Raw genomic sequence first — 19,789 nt, 5'->3', positions numbered from 1 at the left:
AAACGGAACGGGAGGCTGCTTGGTATCAGTCGGTGCGGCGGGGCAGTGGGAGACGCGCTTAGGCCACGCGCTCGCCCTCTTCCGCGCAATTCCTATCGCGAGCCCATGGCCGTCCGTTCAGCGATCGAAGCGCTACGCGGACGGCGCGCGGCAGGCCATGCAATACCTGCCGTGACGGGCTTTGGCCGATATGAACGTCTCCAGACCGGCGCCACCAAGGCGCCGGCAAACTGATCTCACGCGATGAGTTCGGTGACGGTACGCCGGGTTTCCATCGAGAGCGCCCCCCACTTTTCGACCTGAACCCCCATCGCCTGCTGGACCGTGAGGCCGAGGCGCGTGATCGGGTCGCCTTTGCCGGCGAGATGGTAGCCTGTGCGAACCTTGCCGCCCGCGTTACCGGCGACCATGGCCGGAATCCCCTCGACGGCGTGCGACTTGGCGATCGAACAGTCGGAGTGCGCAAAGACCAGGCAATTGTCGAGCAGCGTTCCGTCGCCTTCGGGGATGGCGTCGAGCGCATCCAGGAAATCCTTCCAGGCGATCATGCTTTTCGTCGCGAACCAGGAGACTTCCCTCTGATAGCCGAGCTGCTTGTCTACCGGTTCCTCGTGCGTCAGCGTGTGATGGGTCGTGGTCTCGCCCTCACGGCGCAGGTTCGAAGCCGTGTCGGAGAGCAGGACGTTGAAGACCCGGGTCTGGTTGCATTGCAGCGCCTTGGCCAGGAGACCGGCCATAAGCCGGTGGGTTTCCATGACCGCTCCCATCTCCGAATTGAGCGGCACTTCGGGTGGCGGAGCCGGCTTCGTGAAATCCTGGACCGGAGCGGGGGGCTCCAGCCGCAGGGCGAGCTGCTGTTCGATCTGGCGTAGCGAGGTGAAGTACTCGTCGAGGCGCTGGCGATCCGAGGCGCCGACCGTGCGCATCAGTTTCTGCCGGTCTTCGGAGACGGCCGAAAGCACGCTCTTCTGGGCCATTGTGCGCGTATCGGGAGTGAAAATCGCGGCGTTCGGGTCCTGAAATCCTTCGCCGAACAGGCGCCGGTAGAGGGTGAGGGGAGAAGTCTCGCTGGGGTTGGGTGAACCGGCCGCGTGGTAGGAATAGGAACGCTCGACACCCGAGGTGCTCACTTCGATCGAACGGAAGCGCGAATCGCCACCGATCTTCTGGCCGATCAGGACGTCGAAGGTGGGTGCTTTCACACTTTCATTGGGAACTGGCACGCCGGTGCGCAGGCCGAGGCAGCCGGTGACGTGGGGCTTGTTGGGCACGCCGTCGAGCTTGACGTCGAAGCCGCTGAAGATCGCCAGCTTGTCGCGGTAGGGTTCGAGCGGGGCGAGGTCCTCGGGCATGAGGTATTCGCGCCCGACGGTGGTCGGGACCCACTTCTCGGGGATGAAGCCGCAGCCCCAGATCCACGTGCCGAAGCGCACCGGAATACGCTGCCCGGTCGCGGCGATCGCCGTGCCGTTGTTGTCGAGGAAGCAGTCCAGCAACGGAATGCCTACGCCTACCGCCGCGCCGCCAAGCGCGCCGCGCAGGATGGACCGGCGTGTGATCTTGGTCATGACTTGTCTCCGGGTTCGGATGTTCGGCCTGTTACGACCTGCGGTTTGCCGCGGGCGTCGTCCCCGCCGGACACTGCGAAGAAATTGCGGCTGAGGGCAATGCGGCGCATGAGTTCGGGAACGCGATAGCCGTCGTCCGCAAACTGCTCGTCGAGCCAGTCCAGGTACGCGCGTTCGCCCCAGGTGATATCGCGCCCGACCGCAGCCTTGAACATGCGCTCGGCCACGCAGCGTGGCGTTTCGGGATGGTTGCGCAGGGCCTGCGCGAGCCCCGCCGTCGTGTTGAAATCGGTCCCGTCGAGCGACCCTGAGGTGTCGATGAACGCGCCGTTTTCCCGCGTACGGAACGTGCCGACACCATCGTACTGTTCCATGGTCAGGCCCAGCGGGTCCATGACCTTGTGGCAGCCCGCGCAGGAAGGCTCGGTCGAGTGCATGACGAGACGGTCACGCGCGGTCGAGTTCTTCTGGTGGGCATTTTCCTCCACGGCGCTGAAATCCACGTTGGCCGGCGGATCCGGCACGTGCTGGCAAAGGAACACCTGCCGGACGGCATAGCCGCGCAGCGTCGGAGAGGAGCGGCCCGGGTGCGAATGGAGCGCAAGGAACGAAACGTGCGACTGGATGCCCGCGCGGTTCGCATCATTTGCAAAGACCACATGCTCCCAGTCTCCACGTGTCGGCACCGGCGTACGGTAGATCACGCCAAGCGGACGGGTGAGAAACGTCTCGCGCGTGGTGAACAGGTCGCGGTAATCGGCATCCTCGGTGACGAGGTGGTTGACGATGGTGCGCAGCGTCTGCTCCTGCGCGTCCGCGATCACATCCGAATTGAAAGCGGGATAGATCGCCGGGTCCTTGCTCAACTCGTCAAAGCGGTCGAACTGCAGCATGTCGGCGAAGAAGGCTTCGACGGCGCCTTCGAAGCGATCGGAAGCCATGAGCCGGTCGACCTGCCGCGACAGGCCCCAGCGGCTGTCGAGCTCCCCTTCGCCCGCCGCCCGCAGCAGTTCGCGGTCAGGTGTCGAGTTGGTCAGGAAATAGCTGAGACGGGCAGCCTTCGAATAGGCATCGAGTTCACCTGTCCCGTCGTCCGCGCCGGGCTTTGCCTGCTCGATGCGGAACAGGAACTCCGGCGAAACCAGCATCGTATAGAGACTGAGTTCGAGGCCGGTGTAGAAGTTGCCCAGCTGCTCCTGCGTGCGCCGCGCCAGCCCCACGTAACGCGAGACTTCCGTGGCGCTGAGTGGTCGGCGGAACAGCATCAGCCCGACATCGCTCAGGAATTCGCGCGCGCACTCCTCGTGGAAGGCCTTTGCGTTCGCGGGCAGGCAGGGGAGGAAATCCTTGCGCCGCTTCGCACTGAGCACCGCCGCGGCAATTCCCTGAGCCGCCGTGTCGTACTGTTCCATGGCGAAGGGAGACATGCCCGAGGTGCCGGTCCCGATGGCCACCAGCCCTTCGTATCTGACCGGCTTTTCAAAGCGCGCGTTGACCGGAATGTCCGGCGCGAAGACATCGGCGATCGTCGCGCGGTACTGCGTTTCCGTGAGCCGGCGCAGCACGGTCGGTCCGCCCACGGGGTCCGGTTCACCCGACCCCAATGAAAGCGCGATCAGCGCCAATGCGCCGAGGCCAAGGAGTGCCGCGGCAACCTGGCGGCGGCGTGAGGAAAGCGCTTCGGCGAGCCGCGTCCGCGAGGGGAGGGCGAGGAACCTAGTCATTTCGCACCAGCTTCTCGTTCACGCTCTTCGTGTCGACATCGACAACGAAGGCCGGGCGCGCCTCGAAAGCATATTGCGTCGAGATCGCCGTAAACTTGCCGGTGCGCGGATCGGGATGCGCGTCGGCAAGCCGGTGCAGCGCCTGATATACGCCCTGGCAGGTATAGCCGAGGACGCGGGCAGCCCCGTTCGACGAGTGTATGATACGGCCCAACGGCGCGGGCTTACCGGACACATCTTTCGCGTTTCTGAAAGCGAACTGATAGTCATAGAGTTGCTCAACCGGAGCATATCCGGCCAGATAGCCCTTGAGGACGCCGTCCTTCGACAATGTCGCCTGGATGCGGGCATCGCGCAGGGGGCGCTCCAGCGTCAGGGCGTTGACGTCGCTGCGAAGTCGGATGTCGACAGGATCGGTCGTGAGCACGCCGCCACGTATTCGTCCGCGCGTGGTCGCGCGAAAGTTCTCGTCCTGATCCATTGCGTAAGTGGCGTATTCAAGCGCTTCGCGCGTGGGGCTGAGCTGGATCGGGTCGGCATTGGCGTAGATGCCGACCTCGACATCGTCGTCGTTTTCGAGGTCGTCGACGTCGTCCAGGCTCAGCACTACCCCCCAGGATCCGCTATACATTCCGATCTCGAACGAGTTGGACTGGCCGTCGGACTGGAACGAGCGACTGCACCCGACAGCCCGGAAGAACTGGTTGTCGACACCCTTCGCGCCGTTCTTTCCGGCGAAGTCGGCAAGGTGTCGCGGGGTGCCGGGCCGGCCGCGCGAATCGATGCCGTCGATGTCTATCCCGTCGGCGCGGACCGAAAGGCTGTCGAGCGTGCGGAAATGCGTGTCTGGCGGGGCGAGTTCGGGGTGCATGCAATAGTTCTTGCCGTCCGCCGAGGCAGATATCCGCTCTCCGCCGTCTTCCAGGCGCTTGCTGTAGACGCCTTCATCCTCACCGGGGCGTTGCTGGCCTTCGGGCGTGAGCGCGAAAATCTGGGAGACGTCCTTCGACATGCCATCGGTGCAGGCGCCGCTCTCCGATGCGTCGGGACCGAGGGCATAGGCGATACGGGTGACGATGAATCCGGCCTTGCCATCACGCAGGAACGAGCCGGTCTCCGCCGTCGCCGGCCCGGACGGCGATAACGCGAAGACACCGACGACGATGGCTGCCGCCATTGTCACGCCGGCGCCGATGGCAAGCGTCTTTCTGTAATTGCGCACTGCGCCCACGTTCTCTCCTCTCACTCCCACCGCACTGCCTTGGTCTTGTTCGATGCGGCGGATGCCGGCTTGCCACTCGTAGAGATTGCAAACTGACGCGGGTGTTAGTAACACTGCTGGTAGAAACTTCAACAGCCTTCGGGCGAAGCGAATGAAAAAGGCAGCCCATGGCCCGTCCCTTCACGGCGACCGACGAGCAGATTATCGATGCAGCCCACGCGGTTATGGCCAGGCGCGGTGCCGATCACTTCACGGTTTCCGAAGTGGCGCGCGAAGTTGGCCTTTCGCGTGCGGCCATTACGCAGCGCTTCAACGGCGTGGAGGCACTCCGCTCGATCGTGGTCAATCAGCTGTCGAGCTCCTTTGAGCAGAAGATCGCGCAGTTGAATGTCGCGCCCGGCGCACCAGGCCTGCTCGATATCGCCAACCTTGTCGGGATGATGGCCGGTGCAAGAAGCAGGTTCTCGGCGTTTCTGCTGGATTACACTTCGAACATCAGCGATCGCAGTCGACGTGAGTTCGAGGAACGGCGTGGGGCCGTATTGCGGGCAGCGGTGGCGCGGGTGATGCCGCCGCTTGCCATATCGCAATCGGCGGCGGTTGACGCGTACATGGCCAATCTCATCGGATCGCTGATTGCCTGGCAATCGAGCGAGCATCCGGACGCAGCGGAATTCCTGCGCCGGAGAACCCGCGACTGGCTGCTGTTGGCCGGCATCCTCGAGGTTGTGCCGGTCGAGCCGGACTGAACATTCAGACATTCGAAAGCGGCACTGCGCCGCCAAAAAAAGCAATGCGCAACGCGCATTGGTGGGAGATCAGGATTGTTACGTCGCATTACCTTCAACTGGCGGAAAGTCGGGCTGGCGGCGCTGTTGGGCGTCATTCTGACGGGCGCATCGGCGGCCTACGTGTTCCGCCCGATGGAGAAACCCGCCGCGCCGCGTCTGGACACACTCGATGCGAGTTTGGAGGAGGGGCGCTATCTCGCGACGATCGGCAATTGCGCGGCATGCCACACGGTCAAGGGCAAGGCCGATTATGCGGGCGGAGTGCGTTTCGAGACGGATTTTGGAGCCATCTATTCGACGAACATCACGCCGGATGCCCGGCATGGTATCGGCGGCTGGTCCTACGCCCAGTTCCGCGATGCGATGAAGCATGGCGTGCGCCCCGACGGGACGCACCTCTATCCCGCGTTTCCCTACACGTCGTTCGCCAGATTGAGCGATGCGGACATCGCCTCGCTCTACCTCTATTTCATGTCGCTGAAGCCAGAAGATGTGCCCAACCGGCCCAATGCGATGAAATTTCCCTTCGGCAACCGCGAACTGCTCTATTTCTGGAAGCGGCTGTTCCACGACGATGCGACGTTCGCGCCGCGCGCGGACAAATCGCCGGCGTGGAACCGCGGGGCATACCTTGTGGAAGGTCCTGCCCATTGCGGTGCCTGCCATACCCCTCGCAACATGCTCGGCGGGCTGGATCAGGACAGGGCGCTCGAGGGCGGAACCTACACCGATCGCGTCGCCAGCGGGCAGTACCGGACATGGGCGGCCGTTGATATCACCGCTGGCGAGCGCGGCCTCGCGAACTGGAGCCATCAGGACATCGCCGCCTATCTCAAGACGGGCAAGAATCGTCACGCCGTCGTTCACGGGCCGATGGGCGAGGTGATCGAATCGACGCGCCACCTGACTGACGCGGACGCGCAGGCCATAGCCGATTACCTCAAGGGCACCTCCGCCGGCGGCACGAGGATCGGGCTGCCGTCCTTGTCGTTCTTCGGCACCGGCGGGAGCAAGGGGGAGGTGATGTACACCGTCCACTGCGGGACCTGTCACCTGCCCGAAGGCCAGGGGGATCGTATTCTCGGCGTGCCTTTGGCGGGCAATCCCGTGGTTCAGGCCCACGACCCGTCCTCGCTTATCAACGTGGTCCTCTATGGTCCGGACCTGCCGCCTCCGCCGTTCGCCTCCGGCCGGACCCGGATGCCGCCATTCGGCAAGCGTCTGTCGGACGAGGACATTGCCGCCATCGCGACCTATCTGCGCTCGCAATTCGGCAACCAGGCAGGCGCGGTTACGCCCGAACAGGTGCTGGAGCAGCGTTAGGGGGGCGGAAGCGAAGTTCGCCTTGGGGTGTGCGGGATACCGGACCGGCTTCGACGGCGATTGCGCGCGGGCGGCTTGTCTTGTCCGAGACCTGGCGGTGTTTCCCCCGGTCGGGTTGACTATCGCCATTTCAGGTCTAACCACGTGGGGGAATTGGTAATAGTCCGGACGGCTCACGGGTCGTCACGGCGTCCGCGCCGGGTATTGGGCAAGGGAGGGAGAGAACTCATGGCAGTAGTGAAGGCGGTTGCCTCGGCGATTCTCCTGGGAGCGTCCCTGGCAGGAGGATCGGCGGTCGCATTGGCGGCTGCGGCGCAGCAGGATCCCAATGTCCCATCGCAGCGTGAGGCGATCGAGCTGGCCACCGGCTGGCGTTTCCACTTCGGCGACGTGCCTGCCTCGGTCACGGGCAGCAATTTCGACGACAGTGATTGGGAAGCGGTCTCGGTCCCGCACACCTGGAATCGCGTCGGCGAGTATGCGCTCGAGCGCGGCCCGGCCTCGAACAACGCTCAGGGCGTCGGCTGGTACCGACTGACGCTTGATGCGCCTGCCGCCGCGCGGGGCATTCGACAATATCTCGACTTCGCGGCGGTCGGGAAGATCGCCGAAGTCTGGGTGAACGGGCAGCGGGTTGGCGGGCACAAAGGTGCCTTTTCGCGCTTTCGTCTGGACGTGACCGACCAGTGGCGGCCGGGGCAGCGTAACCTCGTGGTCGTGCGCGCGGACAATTCCAAGCCCACGGCGGACAACGCCGCCGGACAGGTTATCCCTCTGGCCGGCGACTTTTTCGTGCATGGCGGTCTCTATCGACCGGTCACCCTGCTGCAATTGCCAGAAGCCTCGATCGATCCGCTCGACTATGGTGGCCCCGGGGTCTATGCGCGGACGGCTGAAGTGACGGATGCGCGGGCGGTTGTCGATGTGCGCACGCGCCTGCGTAACCAGGGCGACGCCCGCGATCTCGAGCTGACCACGCAGATTACCGACGCGAAGGGGAAGGTCGTCGCGCGAACGGTTCGCCCGGTGCAGCTTGCTCCCGGCACAGCCGAAGTCTCCGACCGCCTGATCGTCGAGCGGCCGCACCGCTGGGACGGGCGCGCCGATCCCTATCTCTACAAGGTCACCGCCACGCTCCGCGGCAAGGGCAAGGTGCTGGACCGGGTGACGCAGCCGCTGGGCCTGCGTACGTTCCGCTTCGACGCGGACCAGGGTTTCTTCCTCAATGGTCGTCACGTGAAGCTGCACGGCGTTTCCCGGCACCAGGACTGGCTCGGATCGGGCTGGGCGCTCACACCGGAACAGCACGAGCGCGACATGGAGCTTATCGAGGAACTGGGCGCCAATACCGTCCGGCAGGCCCACTATCAGCATGCGGACATCTGGTCCGATCTGGCCGATGAGGCCGGCATGGTCGTCTGGGCGGAACTGCCTTATGTGACTGCGCCTTCGCTCTCGGGTGGCAAGGGGTCGGAGAGCCTCTGGGCCAATGCCGAGCAGCAGCTGCGCGAGCTGATCCGCCAGAATTACAACCACCCGTCGATCATGATGTGGGCGGTCGGCAACGAGGTCGATTCCGCCAAGGGCTTCGGGATCAAGGGCGATCCGCCCAAGCCGCTGGCACTGCTGCAACACCTGAACGAAATCGCCAAGCGGGAAGACCCCGATCGGCCAACAACCTTCGCCGATTGCTGTGAAGGCCTGGGCATGATGCAGACGGCCGGTGAGAAACTGGCAGGGACCGCCGACCTCATCGGCTACAACCGCTACTACGGTTGGTATTACCCCAAGCCGCTCGAAGCGCGCGCGCAACTGGGGGAAATGCTCGACAAGATGCACGGCGAGCATCCCGAGCTGCCCATCTCTGTCAGCGAATACGGGGCGGGCGGAGCGATCAGCCAGCACACCGACGATGTGACGGGCGGCTTCATCAATTTCGTCGGCCGGCCCCATCCGGAGGAATACGAGGCCTGGGTCCACGAACAATCCTGGCCGGCCATCAAGGAGCGCGATTTCGTCTTCGCGAGCTGGGTCTGGAACATGTTCGATTTCGCGAGCGACCTGCGTGACGAGGGCGACGCCGTCGATCTCAACGACAAGGGCCTCGTGACCGCTGACCGCAAGGTGAAAAAGGACGCGTTCTGGTACTACAAGGTCGCCTGGAGCGATACGCCGGCGATCCACCTTGCCGGGAAACGCTATGTCGATCGGTCCTATCCGGCCATGACCGTCAAGGCATATGCCAATTCGCCCAAGGCGAGCCTGACCATGAACGGCCGTGCGGTCGGTGAGACGATCTGTGTCGATTTCGTATGCGAATGGCGGAACGTCCCCCTCGTGCCCGGACCCAACAAGGCGCAAGTCACGACAGTCGGCGGCGAGGCGGTCCTTGACGACGCGGCGACGTGGAACGGCCCCGATCCTGAGAAGGGCGTTCGCATCGATGCCGGCAACCTCGCGACGCGGAACCTGGACGGCCAGCGCTTCGGCTCCGATACCTTCGTTACCGGCGGCGCACCGATGGTGCTCAATCTCGTGGGCTTCGGGGGACGATCGCTGCGCCCGCGCCGCGATGTCGCCGCCACGCGCCCTGAACTGTTCGAATACTGGCGTCAGGGTGAGGCGTTCTCATACGCAGTTCCCGCGCCCGACGGCGACTGGACCGTGACGCTGTACCTGTTTGAGCCGAATGAGGAAGCGACCGCCGGCCAGGCGTTGACGGTGACGGCCAACGGCAAGCCGGTTATCCGTGGGCTGAATGTGAGCAAGGCGGCAGGCGGTTCGCTCAAGGAACTCGTCCGGACCTTCCCGGTCACGGTTTCCGGCGGCGTTCTCAAACTCGACTTCGCCAGCGTCGGGGGCAATGCGTCGCTCGCGGCCGTCGAGATATCGCGATGATCGCCAGCCGCTGCACCCGCCGCGCGGCGATCGGCGCGCTTGGCGCGCTGGGCGTGACCGCCTGTGCGACGCCGCTTCCCCCTGTCGGGCCGCGCCGTCCGCTTGGCCTGGCCGACATTACCGTGCTGAAGGCGCTCAAGCAGGACTATGGCGCCACGTTGCGCGACGTGAAGGCCATGGGTTACACGCACTTCGGTTTTCGCCTTGCCAGCTATTCGCCTGCGGACAGTTCGGAGCTGCCGCCGGAACAAAAGGCCCGGTTGGTCCGCGACGCGGGGCTGGAACTCGGTGTCGTCCGTTATGGCTATGGGCGCGGTTTCCGCGAGCAGGCGGAACAGGCGGCCGGAATCGGCGCCTCGATCATTGCCTATTCGGCGGCTCCGGTCTTCTTCAGAAGCGGCAAGCTGGGCGAGACGACGCGGGAGGCGTTCGACGGCTGGTTGCCCGAACTTGGCGAAATGGCTGCAACGGCTCGCGAGCTGGGCCTGACGCTCGTTTATCACAATCACTGGTGGGATCACGTCCCGCTCGGGGGCGAAACCCCGCTCGACATTATCGCGCGAACCTTTTCTCCCAGGGACGTTGGCTTCGAGATCGATCTTGCATGGACCTGGCTTGGCGGGGTCGATCCCCTGACGCTGGTTACGTCGTTGGGGCCGCGCGTGAGGTCGATGCATTTCAAGGACGTGGATCCGTCGCGAGGCGATGACAGGATGAAGCAACTCGTCGAACCGGGTGCAGGGCGCCTGGACTATGCCGCGCTCCTGCCGAGGCTGGATGCGGTGACCGACGCGATCGGCTACGTCGAGGTCGATGCGCCGGCCGACGGTATGGCGGCGGCGGCTTCCGCGGCCCGATTGATCCTCGCCGTGCGGGCAGGCGCCGCATGATCCGCCGCGTTCCTTTGCGTTGGTGGATCATCAGCCTCGTTACCCTGGGAACGATCCTGAACTACCTTGCCCGCTCGACGCTGTCGGTCGCGGCCCCCACGATCAAGGCCGAGTTCGGCATGTCGACCGAGCAGTACAGCTGGGTCGTCCTTGCGTTTCAGGCGGCATATACGGTGATGCAGACGGTCGCCGGGGCCGTGCTCGACGCCTTGGGGACACGGTTGGGCTTCTTCATTTTCGCTGTGGGCTGGGCGCTTTCGAACATGGCCCATGGTCTTGCCGGCAGTTGGCAAGGGCTTGCCTTCTTTCGCGGACTGCTCGGCGCGACGGAGGCCGCGGCGATACCGGCCGGCACCAAGGCCGTGTCCGAATGGTTTCCTTCGCGCGAGCGTCCTCTGGCCACCAGCGCCTTTCAGATGGGAACGAGCGTCGGCAACATGATCGCGCCGCCGCTGGTGGTCTTCTGCATTCTCAACTGGGGATGGCAGTCGGCATTCCTGGTGACGGGATCGCTCAGCCTGGTCTGGGCGGTGCTCTGGTGGTTCGCCTATCGCGCGCCTGACGCCCATCCGCGCCTGAAGCCTGCCGAGCGCGAGCTGATCGAGCAGGACCGGCAAAGCGCGGATGTCGGTGTGCGGCCGGCGACGCGCAAGGCCGTGCTGCGTTCGCGCGGGTTCTGGGCCATCGCCGTTCCCCGCTTCCTCGCCGAGCCGGCATGGCAGACATTCAACTTCTTCATTCCGCTCTACCTCGTGTCGGTCTGGGGGCTGGATCTTGCGAGCGTGGCGCTCTGGGCGTGGTTGCCATTCCTTGCCGCCGACTTCGGCTCGCTGGCCGCGGGATTGTTGCCGCCGGTGCTGATGCGGCGCGGCGTGGGCATGGTCGCTTCGCGCAAGGTGACGATGACGCTTGGCGCATTGTGCATGATCGGGCCGGCCTGCATCGGGCTCGCGGGCTCGCCAGGGCTTGCGATCGCGCTTTTCTGTGTCGGCGGTTTCGCCCACCAGATGCTGAACGGTGCGCTGATTACGCTGTGCTCCGACCTGTTCGAGCCCCGTACCGTAGCCACGGCAAGCGGCATGGCCGGGACATTCGCCTGGATCGGCGGCATGCTGTTCACGCTTCTGATCGGTCAGAGCGCCGATGTCTATGGCTACAACCCGCTGTTCGTGGCGCTTGCAGCGCTGGACCTCGTGGGTGCGGTAGTGCTCTGGACTGTGCTGCGCGGCGGCGGCGTGACGAAGCGCGCTCAGTGATACCAAGCTGCAGCGATCCCGACCTATGAGGTCGGGATCACTGTAGCTTGGTATATGGCGCGGCCTCGTCCCTGCGCGGAATGGCGCCGCGCCGCATGACGTTCCAGCCGGCAAGGGCATGTCCGGCCAGCGCGGCTTCGGTGACCGGCACGTCATTCATTCGCGCTGCCAGATAGCCGCCGTTGAAGGCATCGCCCGCGCCGCTGGTATCCACCGGCCGAAGCGGCTCGCGCACCGGGCACTGTGTCCCGTCGGGCAGGAGGCAGCCGTCGGCGCCGAGCTTCACGATCACTTCGCGGCAGCCCATGCGCTGCCAGTGGGCCGCGACCTCGAGCGCGCTGCCGGCGCCGCAAAGCTGCACCTCGTCATCCAGCGTGGGCAGGCCGATATCCGCAAAGGCGATCGCCTTGTCGCGCGCCCGGATCGCGGCTTCCGGCGTTTCCCAGAGCCGAGGGCGATAATTGCCATCGAACGCGACGATGCCGCCACGATCGCGCACCTTGCCGGCCAGGCGAAGCAGATCCTGCCTCCCTTGCGGCGGAAGGACCGCCAGCGAGATCAGCGAGAAATAGAAAAGGTCGGCCGTTTCAGCCGCCGCGATGGCCTCGTCGATGGCGTAAACCTCGAACATGGCCCGGGCGGCGCTGTTCTCACGCCAATAGGTGAAGCTGCGCTCGCCATCGGCGTCCGTGGTGATGGCGTAAAGGCCGGCCTGCCGCGTCGGGTGCGTGACGATCAGGTCGCAATCGATCCCCTCCGCCTGCCAGCGCGATCGCAGTTCCTCGCTGAAGGGATCGCTGCCAAGAGCAGTCATGTAGCCCACCGTGTGCCCGCCGCGGGCGAGGTGAACCGCCGTGTTGAGCGTATCGCCCCCATAGCCCATCTGCCAGAGCTCGCCCGCGCGGGAGAGTTCCAGCATGGCCTCACCGAGGCAGACGATCCTTGCCATTCGTCAGGCGCCCCAGTCCAGGCTCACCAGTTCCACATCGTTCCGTCTTCGAGCCGCGCGACCGGAAGGTATGCGGGCTTGTAGGGATACTTCGCGGCGAGATCCTCGTCGATGTCTACACCGTGGCCCGGCGTCTCGCCGCAGATCAGGTGCCCGTCCTCGAAGCGGTAATCGTGCGGGAAAACCGCGTCGGTTTCCTCGGTATGGCGCATGTACTCCTGGATGCCGAAGTTGGGTACCCAGGTGTCGAAATGCAGCGCGCAGCCCATGGTCACCGGCGACAGGTCGGTGGCGCCGTGGCTGCCGGTGCGCACCTGATAAAGCGCCGCGAGGTCGGCGATGCGGCGCATGTGCGTGATGCCCCCGGCCCCGACGATGGTGCAGCGGATATAGTCGATGAGCTGGTTCTGGATCAGGTCCTTGGCATCCCAGATCGTGTTGAAGATCTCGCCCACCGCAAGCGGGGTCACGGTGTGCTGGCGCACCAGCTTGAACGCCTCCTGGTTTTCCGCCGGCGTGCAGTCTTCGAGCCAGAAAAGCTGGTAGGGCTCCAGCATCTTGCCCAGGTTTGCCGCTTCCTGCGGCGTATAGCGGTGGTGTCCGTCGTGCAGGAGGTGATGGTCGAAGCCATACGTCGCGCGCAGCTTCTCGAACATTTTGGGGACGTAATTGAGCGCCTTGCGGGTCTCCCAGCCGGTGACCGATGGCAGCGCCGCGTCCGCCGGTTCGTAGTACAGCTTTCCGCGCCCCACGCCATAGGCGTCCTTGATGCCGGGTACGCCGGTCTGTGCGCGGATCGCCTTGTAACCCATGTCGATGTAGTGGCCCACGGCCTCCACGGTTTCGTCGATGTCCGACCCGTTGGCGTGACCATAGACCATCACCCGGTCACGGCTCTTGCCGCCCAGCAGGTCATACAGGGGCATGCCGGCCATCTTGGCCTTTATGTCCCAGAGAGCCATGTCGACCGCCGCGATCGCCCGCATCGTTACCGGGCCGCGCCGCCAGTAAGCGCCGCGGTAGAGATATTGCCAGATGTCTTCGATCCGGCGCGGGTCCATGCCGATCAGGCACGGGATGACATGCTCTTCCAGATAGGCCACAACCGCGTGTTCGCGGCCGTTGAGCGTTGCATCGCCGATGCCGTATACCCCCTGATCCGTATGGATCTTGAGCGTGACGAAATTACGTCCGGGGCTGCAGACGATGACTTTGGCTGTTTCAATCTTCATGTTCGTTCTCTAGTCAATCAAGCAGCCGGGGCCGGCGCCTTACGCATAGTGCATTTACCACTTGCAAGAAAGTGGTCCGACCGCAATAGGAAGATTATGTCGATGTTGGATCCTGACGGGAAACTGCGTGGGGGGAGCGCTGGATTTCAGGCGATTGCTCGCAATGAATCGCGGCTCTACAAGCGTATTGCCGGCGGGCTGATCGAAGAGTTCCAGTCAGGGGTCTATGCGGTCGGCGACAAGATGCCGGCCGAACGCGATCTGGCTGTCCGCATGGGCGTGAGTCGCCCGGTGGTGCGCGAAGCAATGCTCGCTCTCGAAGTGCTGGGCCTCATCGAAGTCCGCATCGGCGCCGGGACGTTTGTTGTCCGCTTGCCCGGCGAAAGCGATGCACCGAAATTCACGATCAGTCCGTTTGAACTGCTTGAGGCACGGCTGCTTTTCGAAGGCGAAGCCGCGGCGCTCGCTGCCCTGCACATCACGGATGAGGAAATCGCCGAGCTTGACGGGCTGGTCGAGGCAATCCAGCAGCAGAACGAGCACCGCCTCGCCGAGGAAAACGCCGACATGGCGTTTCACATGACGATCGCACGGGCGACCCGCAACCTTGCGGTCGTGAAGACGGTTGAATCGCTCTGGTTGCAGCGCTGGAGTTCGCCGGAGTGCAAGTTACTGCTTGAACACGCGCGGACGGCAAATATCCTGCCGGTCGTGGAAGAGCATTCGGCCGTTGTCGAGGCTCTGAGGACGCGCGACCCGAAAGCAGCCCGGGCGGCGATGCGCGCGCATCTTGAAGCGGTTATCAATCACCTGCTGTTCGCGGTCGAGGAACAGGCCCTGGCCGAGGCCCGCAGGTCAGTTGACAGCCAGCGGCGGCGTTTTGATGGCATGTCGCAGATATGATGAGAGTACAGGTGTGACAAACAAGGCGCTCAGTCTCGATCCCGACCGGCTGCTTCCCGTCGAAAGCCGGACGCGGGCTATTGCGCGCGCGCTTTACAAGGAAGTGCGCGATCTCCCCATCATCAGCCCGCACGGCCACACCGACCCGGCGTGGTTCGCGACCGATGCCCCGTTCGGCAATGCCAGCGAATTGCTGCTGCAGCCTGATCACTACGTATTCCGCATGCTCTATTCGCAGGGTATCGCGCTGGAGGCTCTGGGCATCGGATCGGGCGGTGAAAGCGTTGATCCCCGCGAGGCATGGGGCCTGCTGGCGGCGAACTATTACCTGTTCCGGGGAACGCCCTCGCGCATGTGGCTCGACTGGGTCTTCGCAGAGGTATTCGGCCTTGATGTACGCCTCACGGCGGAAACCGCCGATCTCTATTACGACACCATAACAGAGGCGCTGGCCCGGCCGGAATTCCGCCCTCGGGCCTTGTTCGAGCGCTACCGGATCGAAGTTCTAACGACGACCGAAAGCCCGCTGGATACGCTCGAGCACCACCAGACAATCCGCGACAGCGGTTGGCGGGGGCGTGTGCTCACGGCGTATCGTCCCGATCCGGTGATCGATCCCGAATTCGAGGGCTTCCAGGCCAATCTCGATCGTCTTTCGGAACTGACCGGAGAGGATTGCCGCACGTGGCAGGGCTATCTTGCCGGTCATCGCCAGCGCCGCGCATTCTTCGCGCGGATGGGGGCGACTTCAACCGACCATGGGCATCCCAGCGCGGCCACAGCGGACCTTTCCCCCCCGGAGGCAGAAGCGCTGTTCGCGGTGGTGTCCGCCGGCCGGGCGACGCCGGCACAGGCCGAGCTGTTCCGCGCGCAGATGCTCACCGAGATGGCGGGCATGAGCCTCGACGACGGGCTCGTGATGCAGATTCATCCCGGATCGTTCCGCAACCACAACACGTCGCTGTTCGAACGCTTCGGGCGGGACAAGGGCGCCGATATTCCGGTGGCGACCGAATATGTCCGGGCACTGCAGCCGCTGTTGTCGCGTTACGGCAACGAGCGCGAACTGACGATCATTCTCTTTACGCTGGACGAGACCGCCTATTCGCGCGAACTGGCGCCGCTGGCAGGCCACTATCCGGCATTGCGTCTCGGCCCGTCCTGGTGGTTCCACGATAGCCCGGAAGGCATGCGCCGCTTTCGCGAGCAGGTGACCGAGACGGCCGGCTTCTATAACACCGTGGGTTTCAATGACGACACGCGCGCCTTCCTCTCGATCCCGGCGCGGCACGACGTCGCCCGCCGGATCGACTGCGGCTTCCTGGCGCGCCTGGTGGCCGAGCACCGGATGGAGGAGGAGGAGGCCGCGGAAGTCGCGGTGGATCTCGCCTACAATCTGCCCAAGCAGGCGTACAAGCTGTGAGGCTTTCGTCAGCGAACGCCGCCCGGCTGAGCGCAGCCGTTTCCCGCTTCGATTACGACCGCGATGCCCAGAGAGTCGGCATCGTCCATTTCGGTATCGGGGCATTCCACCGCGCTCATCAGGCCTGGTACACGGACCGGGCCATGGATGCGGGAGACCGCGACTGGTCGATCCTGGGCGTGTCGCTGCGCTCGGCAGGCGTCGCGGAGCAGTTGAACCCGCAGGATGGCCTCTACACCGTAACCGAACGTTCGGGCGCCGGAGCCGCGACGCGGCTGGTCGGTGCGGTCCGGGAAGTGCTCGTCGCGCCGAGCAGCCGAGCCAGCCTCGCCGCCAGCCTGATTGCGCCTTCGACGCGGATCGTCAGCTTCACCGTCACGGAAAAGGGCTATTGCCGCGCGCCTGACGGTTCGCTCGACATCGCCTTGGCCGATGCCGGGAGCTTCTATCCTATCCTTGCCGACGCCATGCGCGAGCGCCGCGCTTCCGGCATTGGCGGGCTGACGTTGATGAGCTGCGATAACCTCTCGGAGAACGGCAGGCAGTTGCAGCGGCTGATGGCCGAGTATCTGGCCGCGCGGGAGCCCGGTCTGCTCGACTGGTTCGAGGCGGAATGCTCCTGTCCATCGACGATGGTCGACAGGATCGTTCCCGCGACGACCGGCGAAGACCGCGACACGCTCGCCGATACGATCGGCCTCGTCGACGAGGCCGCCGTCTTCACCGAACCGTTCAGCCAATGGGTGATCGAAGACAGCTTCGCCGCGGGCCGGCCCGGCTGGGAAGCCGTCGGCGCGCAGCTCGTTGCCGATGTGGCGCCCTATGAGACCGCCAAGCTGCGCATGCTCAATGGCGCGCATTCGGCACTCGCCTACATCGGTCTGGAGCGCGGCCACGAATTCGTACACCAGGCCGTCGCCGATCCCGCGATCCGGCCCGTTGTCGAGCAGCTGATGCGCGGAGAAGCCGCGCCGACGATCGCGGCGGGGCCGGGGCAGGATCTCGGTGCCTATGCGGGTTCGTTGCTCGAACGCTTCGCTAATCCGGCGCTCAATCACAGGCTTGAGCAGATCGCGATGGACGGCAGCCAGAAGATTCCGCAGCGCTGGCTGGAAACGCTGGCGGCGCGAAGTTCAGCAGGTCAGGCTTCGCCTTCGGTCATGATCGCGCTTGCGGCCTGGCTGCGTCACGTGCGCGGCGATGCCCGCAGGGTGGATGATCCACTGGCGCCCAAGCTCGCCGAAGCATGGCGCCAACACGGTGCCGAAGGGATCGTCGGGTGCCTTTTTGCGCCCGGCGGGATCATGGCCGGGAAGTGGCAACCGAGCGAGGGCGACAAGTCAGTCCTGACGGCGTCCCTGACCGGTATGAGATAACGGGTGTGGCCGGCCCCGCTCAGGTGCGGGGCCGCCCAGGACTATTTCACCACTACGCGGACCCGGTCGAGATCGCTTATGCGGGCATAGGGCGTGGCCTTGTCGCCTCGCCGCTGGGATGTACCTTTCAGAACAGGAAAATACACGCCCGGCTTGTCGAAGGTGTGCGTCACGGAAACCGTAACCTTGTGTTTTCCTGCGGGCACTTGCGACTGGACCGGGAAGGTTCCTTCCCCATCGAAATCCCATTCCGCAGCGATGATTGACCCTGCGCTCGGCGGGACGGCGATCGTGCCGGTCAGCCGCACCGTTTCGCCGACAGAGACGTCGGCCCGCTCTCCGCCGCCGACGGTGAGTTGAACGGTCAGCTGAATGCCCTTGCGTTCGGCGGCTGTCTCGGGCGTGATCACCTGACCATCGACAATCCGGTATTGCGTGCTGGCCGGGGGCTTCACACCTTGCTCGGCCCAGGCCGCTACGTCGCGCAGCGCCTGCTGCAGAACCGGGACGTAGCTGACGATTTGTGTCTTCGCCTCGGTGGTCGGCTCGTCGCCGTGCAGCGCATGACCGGTGTACCAGAGACGGACCTGATCGTCGGCCTTGTCCCCGTGATAGGCCGCAACGCGCTTGCGGTACCAGTCAGCTTGCCACGGCATCGCTTCGCGGTCCCACAACGAGGCGACGATTATCAGCTTCTCGTCCACTTCGCCCGTCATCCGCGAACCCGAGGTTGACTGAACGAAGAGCGGTCCCAGCAGCATGGGCCGCTGCGGATAAATGGGCTTGCCCTGAGCGTCGCGGAACTGGTCCCATACCGGGAAATCGGGGCCGGGCACCTGATGGCGGTGGTAGCTTTCCATCGCCAGAAAGTTGGAATTGTCCACGGTCACCTTGTCGCCCGCGGCAATCTGGCTGGCGATCGCGGGGTTCACGATGCCCAGCATCACGACGTCGCCCCGCAGTGTGTTCAGCATCAGCCGCTGGCCTTGCCCTGCTCCGCTTTCCACGATCAGTTCGCCGCCGAGCATGTACTTTGGCGGTGGCGTCTCGGAGAGCCGGTATCCCACAATCCGTCCGGCTTCTTCGGGCGGTCCCTTGAACGCGGTGTCGACGCCTCCACGATCCTGTGGCGCAAAGGGATCGTCCGACAGTCCCATCCTGGCGGCCTCTGCGGCCGTTATGGGCTCGGCAATCGAACTGGTGAATTGGATGCGGTCCTGCGCAAAGTACTCAGGATGATCGCGGCCGAGATAGCCCGGCTTGGTCCAGAAGTCGGTGAAATAGGTGGGGTCTGCAGCGGCCACCCCGCCATAAAGCGCCGCAAAGCCGTGCAGGCCCATGGTCTTGTAACCGAACCAGGACTTCATCGGGAAGCCCATCTTCTCGATCTCGCGCAGAACCGACGCTTCGTAGTCGGTCAGGCCGGCGTAAGGATCACCGCTTCCGCCCGGTTCCAGCGCGTCGATGATCGGCGGGAACTTGTCCCTGAGAACGCGTAGCGCCTGCATCCGGACAGTGAACATGTTGGGGATCGCCATTGTCGAGCCCACCACATAGGGGACCGCGCCGTCCCACACGCCTTGCGTATTCTCGACCGATCCTATCGTGCGGAACGCTCCCCCGGAACCGCCGTAGACATAGCCGTAGGGGCGCTTTGCGGTGCCATAGACCTGAGCGGCGACGTGGCGTGAGAACTGCGCTGCGGCGGCGTTCGCGCGGTACGCGGTGATCGTCGGATCGGGCAGCGCATTCGCGCCCTTGGTCAGGTCGATGGTTCCGCCGCCGTTCGTCTCGACGAAATACGCGCCGCTGTCGGCGGAAAACCCGATCTTGTTGAACTCGCCTGCTGGCATCTGCTGGGCGAGGTTTTCACTGTCGGGAACCGGCGTCACGTGCTGGAAGAAGCGGCCCTCGTATTGGGGAGAGGGCGGAAAATAGAAGGAAAAACGCGTATCGGTGCCGGTGAAGCCGCCATGGATGTAGCGGTGCCGGACCGGGGTATCGCGCCATTCGTCAACGTCGATATATGGCTTTGCGAACAACTCGTCATCGGCCTGGAAGCCGGCCGTGGAAAGGCGCGCGGATGCCTGTTCTGCATCGCTCTGAGCCGTGGCTTCCCTGGCCGTCCCGGCGGTTCCCCACCCTGCGATGGCAAGCATGGATGAACTTGCAAGAACTGCGCGCGCGATTATCGAGGTTGTCGTACGCATGGTGTTGCCGTTTCTCCCGTTATG

The 19,789-nt window shown here is 64.5% G+C and carries 14 protein-coding genes; 8 read left to right on the top strand and 6 right to left on the bottom strand.

The genetic code is table 11. From position 1 onward, the window contains the following. Positions 1 to 236 precede the first annotated feature (236 nt). From IEX32_RS01050 to IEX32_RS01040, 3 genes are read right to left on the bottom strand one after another with little or no spacing between them, the layout of a single operon-like run. Complete coding sequence (locus IEX32_RS01050; protein ID WP_188767336.1) at positions 237 to 1,568, bottom strand: DUF1552 domain-containing protein; 1,332 nt, start codon at positions 1,566 to 1,568, stop codon at positions 237 to 239. After that, on the bottom strand, positions 1,565 to 3,292 hold the full coding sequence (locus tag IEX32_RS01045; protein ID WP_188767334.1) for a DUF1592 domain-containing protein: 1,728 nt from the start codon (positions 3,290 to 3,292) through the stop codon (positions 1,565 to 1,567). Before IEX32_RS01045 ends, IEX32_RS01050 begins: the two co-directional genes overlap by 4 nt. Beyond that, on the bottom strand, positions 3,285 to 4,523 hold the full coding sequence (locus IEX32_RS01040; RefSeq protein ID WP_188767332.1) for a hypothetical protein: 1,239 nt from the start codon (positions 4,521 to 4,523) through the stop codon (positions 3,285 to 3,287). Before IEX32_RS01040 ends, IEX32_RS01045 begins: the two co-directional genes overlap by 8 nt. A gap of 158 nt (positions 4,524 to 4,681) precedes the next feature. Between IEX32_RS01040 and IEX32_RS01035 the strand changes: the two genes are divergently transcribed. From IEX32_RS01035 to IEX32_RS01015, 5 genes are all read left to right on the top strand, one after another. Continuing rightward, positions 4,682 to 5,263, top strand: coding sequence for a TetR/AcrR family transcriptional regulator (locus IEX32_RS01035; protein WP_188767330.1), 582 nt, complete (start codon positions 4,682 to 4,684; stop codon positions 5,261 to 5,263). A 75-nt stretch (positions 5,264 to 5,338) separates the two neighbouring features. After that, the gene (locus IEX32_RS01030) at positions 5,339 to 6,628 is read left to right on the top strand and encodes a cytochrome c (protein ID WP_229735770.1); all 1,290 of its coding nucleotides are present in this window, start codon (positions 5,339 to 5,341) and stop codon (positions 6,626 to 6,628) included. Positions 6,629 to 6,856: 228 nt separating this feature from the next. Continuing rightward, positions 6,857 to 9,526 (top strand): glycoside hydrolase family 2 TIM barrel-domain containing protein, encoded by a 2,670-nt coding sequence (locus IEX32_RS01025; RefSeq protein WP_188767328.1) that lies wholly within the window; start codon positions 6,857 to 6,859, stop codon positions 9,524 to 9,526. After that, positions 9,523 to 10,416, top strand: a complete 894-nt coding sequence (locus IEX32_RS01020) for a sugar phosphate isomerase/epimerase family protein (RefSeq protein WP_188767326.1) — start codon at positions 9,523 to 9,525, stop codon at positions 10,414 to 10,416. The genes IEX32_RS01025 and IEX32_RS01020 overlap by 4 nt, the downstream gene beginning before the upstream one ends. Continuing rightward, positions 10,413 to 11,672, top strand: a complete 1,260-nt coding sequence (locus IEX32_RS01015; RefSeq protein ID WP_308421012.1) for an MFS transporter — start codon at positions 10,413 to 10,415, stop codon at positions 11,670 to 11,672. The genes IEX32_RS01020 and IEX32_RS01015 overlap by 4 nt, the downstream gene beginning before the upstream one ends. A 37-nt stretch (positions 11,673 to 11,709) precedes the next feature. Here the strand turns inward: IEX32_RS01015 and IEX32_RS01010 are convergent, their stop codons facing one another. Both IEX32_RS01010 and manD read right to left on the bottom strand, forming a co-directional pair. Then, positions 11,710 to 12,621: a sugar kinase gene (locus IEX32_RS01010; RefSeq protein ID WP_188767324.1), complete on the bottom strand. Its 912-nt coding sequence runs from the start codon at positions 12,619 to 12,621 to the stop codon at positions 11,710 to 11,712. A gap of 23 nt (positions 12,622 to 12,644) precedes the next feature. Next, positions 12,645 to 13,853: a D-mannonate dehydratase ManD gene (manD, locus tag IEX32_RS01005; protein ID WP_188767322.1), complete on the bottom strand. Its 1,209-nt coding sequence runs from the start codon at positions 13,851 to 13,853 to the stop codon at positions 12,645 to 12,647. On the opposite strand from manD, the gene IEX32_RS01000 reads away from it, so the two are divergent. The 3 genes from IEX32_RS01000 to IEX32_RS00990 are packed head-to-tail and all read left to right on the top strand — an operon-like array spanning position 13,785 to position 17,555. Continuing rightward, a complete protein-coding gene (locus tag IEX32_RS01000; RefSeq protein WP_308421011.1) occupies positions 13,785 to 14,756 on the top strand; it encodes a FadR/GntR family transcriptional regulator in 972 nt (323 codons plus the stop codon). The two genes, manD and IEX32_RS01000, sit on opposite strands and share 69 nt — an antisense overlap. Before the next feature lie 13 nt (positions 14,757 to 14,769). Next, complete coding sequence (uxaC, locus tag IEX32_RS00995; protein ID WP_229735769.1) at positions 14,770 to 16,179, top strand: glucuronate isomerase; 1,410 nt, start codon at positions 14,770 to 14,772, stop codon at positions 16,177 to 16,179. Beyond that, the gene (locus tag IEX32_RS00990; protein ID WP_188767318.1) at positions 16,176 to 17,555 is read left to right on the top strand and encodes a mannitol dehydrogenase family protein; all 1,380 of its coding nucleotides are present in this window, start codon (positions 16,176 to 16,178) and stop codon (positions 17,553 to 17,555) included. The genes uxaC and IEX32_RS00990 overlap by 4 nt, the downstream gene beginning before the upstream one ends. A gap of 41 nt (positions 17,556 to 17,596) precedes the next feature. Here the strand turns inward: IEX32_RS00990 and IEX32_RS00985 are convergent, their stop codons facing one another. Beyond that, entirely contained in the window at positions 17,597 to 19,765 is a 2,169-nt protein-coding gene (locus tag IEX32_RS00985) for a PKD domain-containing protein (RefSeq protein ID WP_229735767.1), read from the bottom strand. Positions 19,766 to 19,789: the final 24 nt, after the last annotated feature.

Origin of the sequence: Novosphingobium endophyticum, from assembly GCF_014640675.1 — a bacterium.
Lineage (GTDB): Bacteria > Pseudomonadota > Alphaproteobacteria > Sphingomonadales > Sphingomonadaceae > Novosphingobium > Novosphingobium endophyticum.
The sequence above is the reverse complement of the archived record's forward strand: the minus strand, read 5'-3'. Positions and strand labels throughout refer to the sequence as shown.

What these genes read in the sequence shown, in the direction of transcription:
- IEX32_RS00985 (WP_229735767.1), bottom strand. Translation starts at nt 19,765, where the DNA reads ATGCGTACGACAACCTCGATAATCGCGCGCGCAGTTCTTGCAAGTTCA.
- manD (WP_188767322.1), bottom strand. Translation starts at nt 13,853, where the DNA reads ATGAAGATTGAAACAGCCAAAGTCATCGTCTGCAGCCCCGGACGTAAT.
- IEX32_RS01045 (WP_188767334.1), bottom strand. Translation starts at nt 3,292, where the DNA reads ATGACTAGGTTCCTCGCCCTCCCCTCGCGGACGCGGCTCGCCGAAGCG.
- IEX32_RS01000 (WP_308421011.1), top strand. Translation starts at nt 13,785, where the DNA reads ATGGATCTTGAGCGTGACGAAATTACGTCCGGGGCTGCAGACGATGAC.
- IEX32_RS01025 (WP_188767328.1), top strand. Translation starts at nt 6,857, where the DNA reads ATGGCAGTAGTGAAGGCGGTTGCCTCGGCGATTCTCCTGGGAGCGTCC.
- IEX32_RS01015 (WP_308421012.1), top strand. Translation starts at nt 10,413, where the DNA reads ATGATCCGCCGCGTTCCTTTGCGTTGGTGGATCATCAGCCTCGTTACC.
- IEX32_RS01050 (WP_188767336.1), bottom strand. Translation starts at nt 1,568, where the DNA reads ATGACCAAGATCACACGCCGGTCCATCCTGCGCGGCGCGCTTGGCGGC.
- IEX32_RS01020 (WP_188767326.1), top strand. Translation starts at nt 9,523, where the DNA reads ATGATCGCCAGCCGCTGCACCCGCCGCGCGGCGATCGGCGCGCTTGGC.
- IEX32_RS01010 (WP_188767324.1), bottom strand. Translation starts at nt 12,621, where the DNA reads ATGGCAAGGATCGTCTGCCTCGGTGAGGCCATGCTGGAACTCTCCCGC.
- IEX32_RS01035 (WP_188767330.1), top strand. Translation starts at nt 4,682, where the DNA reads ATGGCCCGTCCCTTCACGGCGACCGACGAGCAGATTATCGATGCAGCC.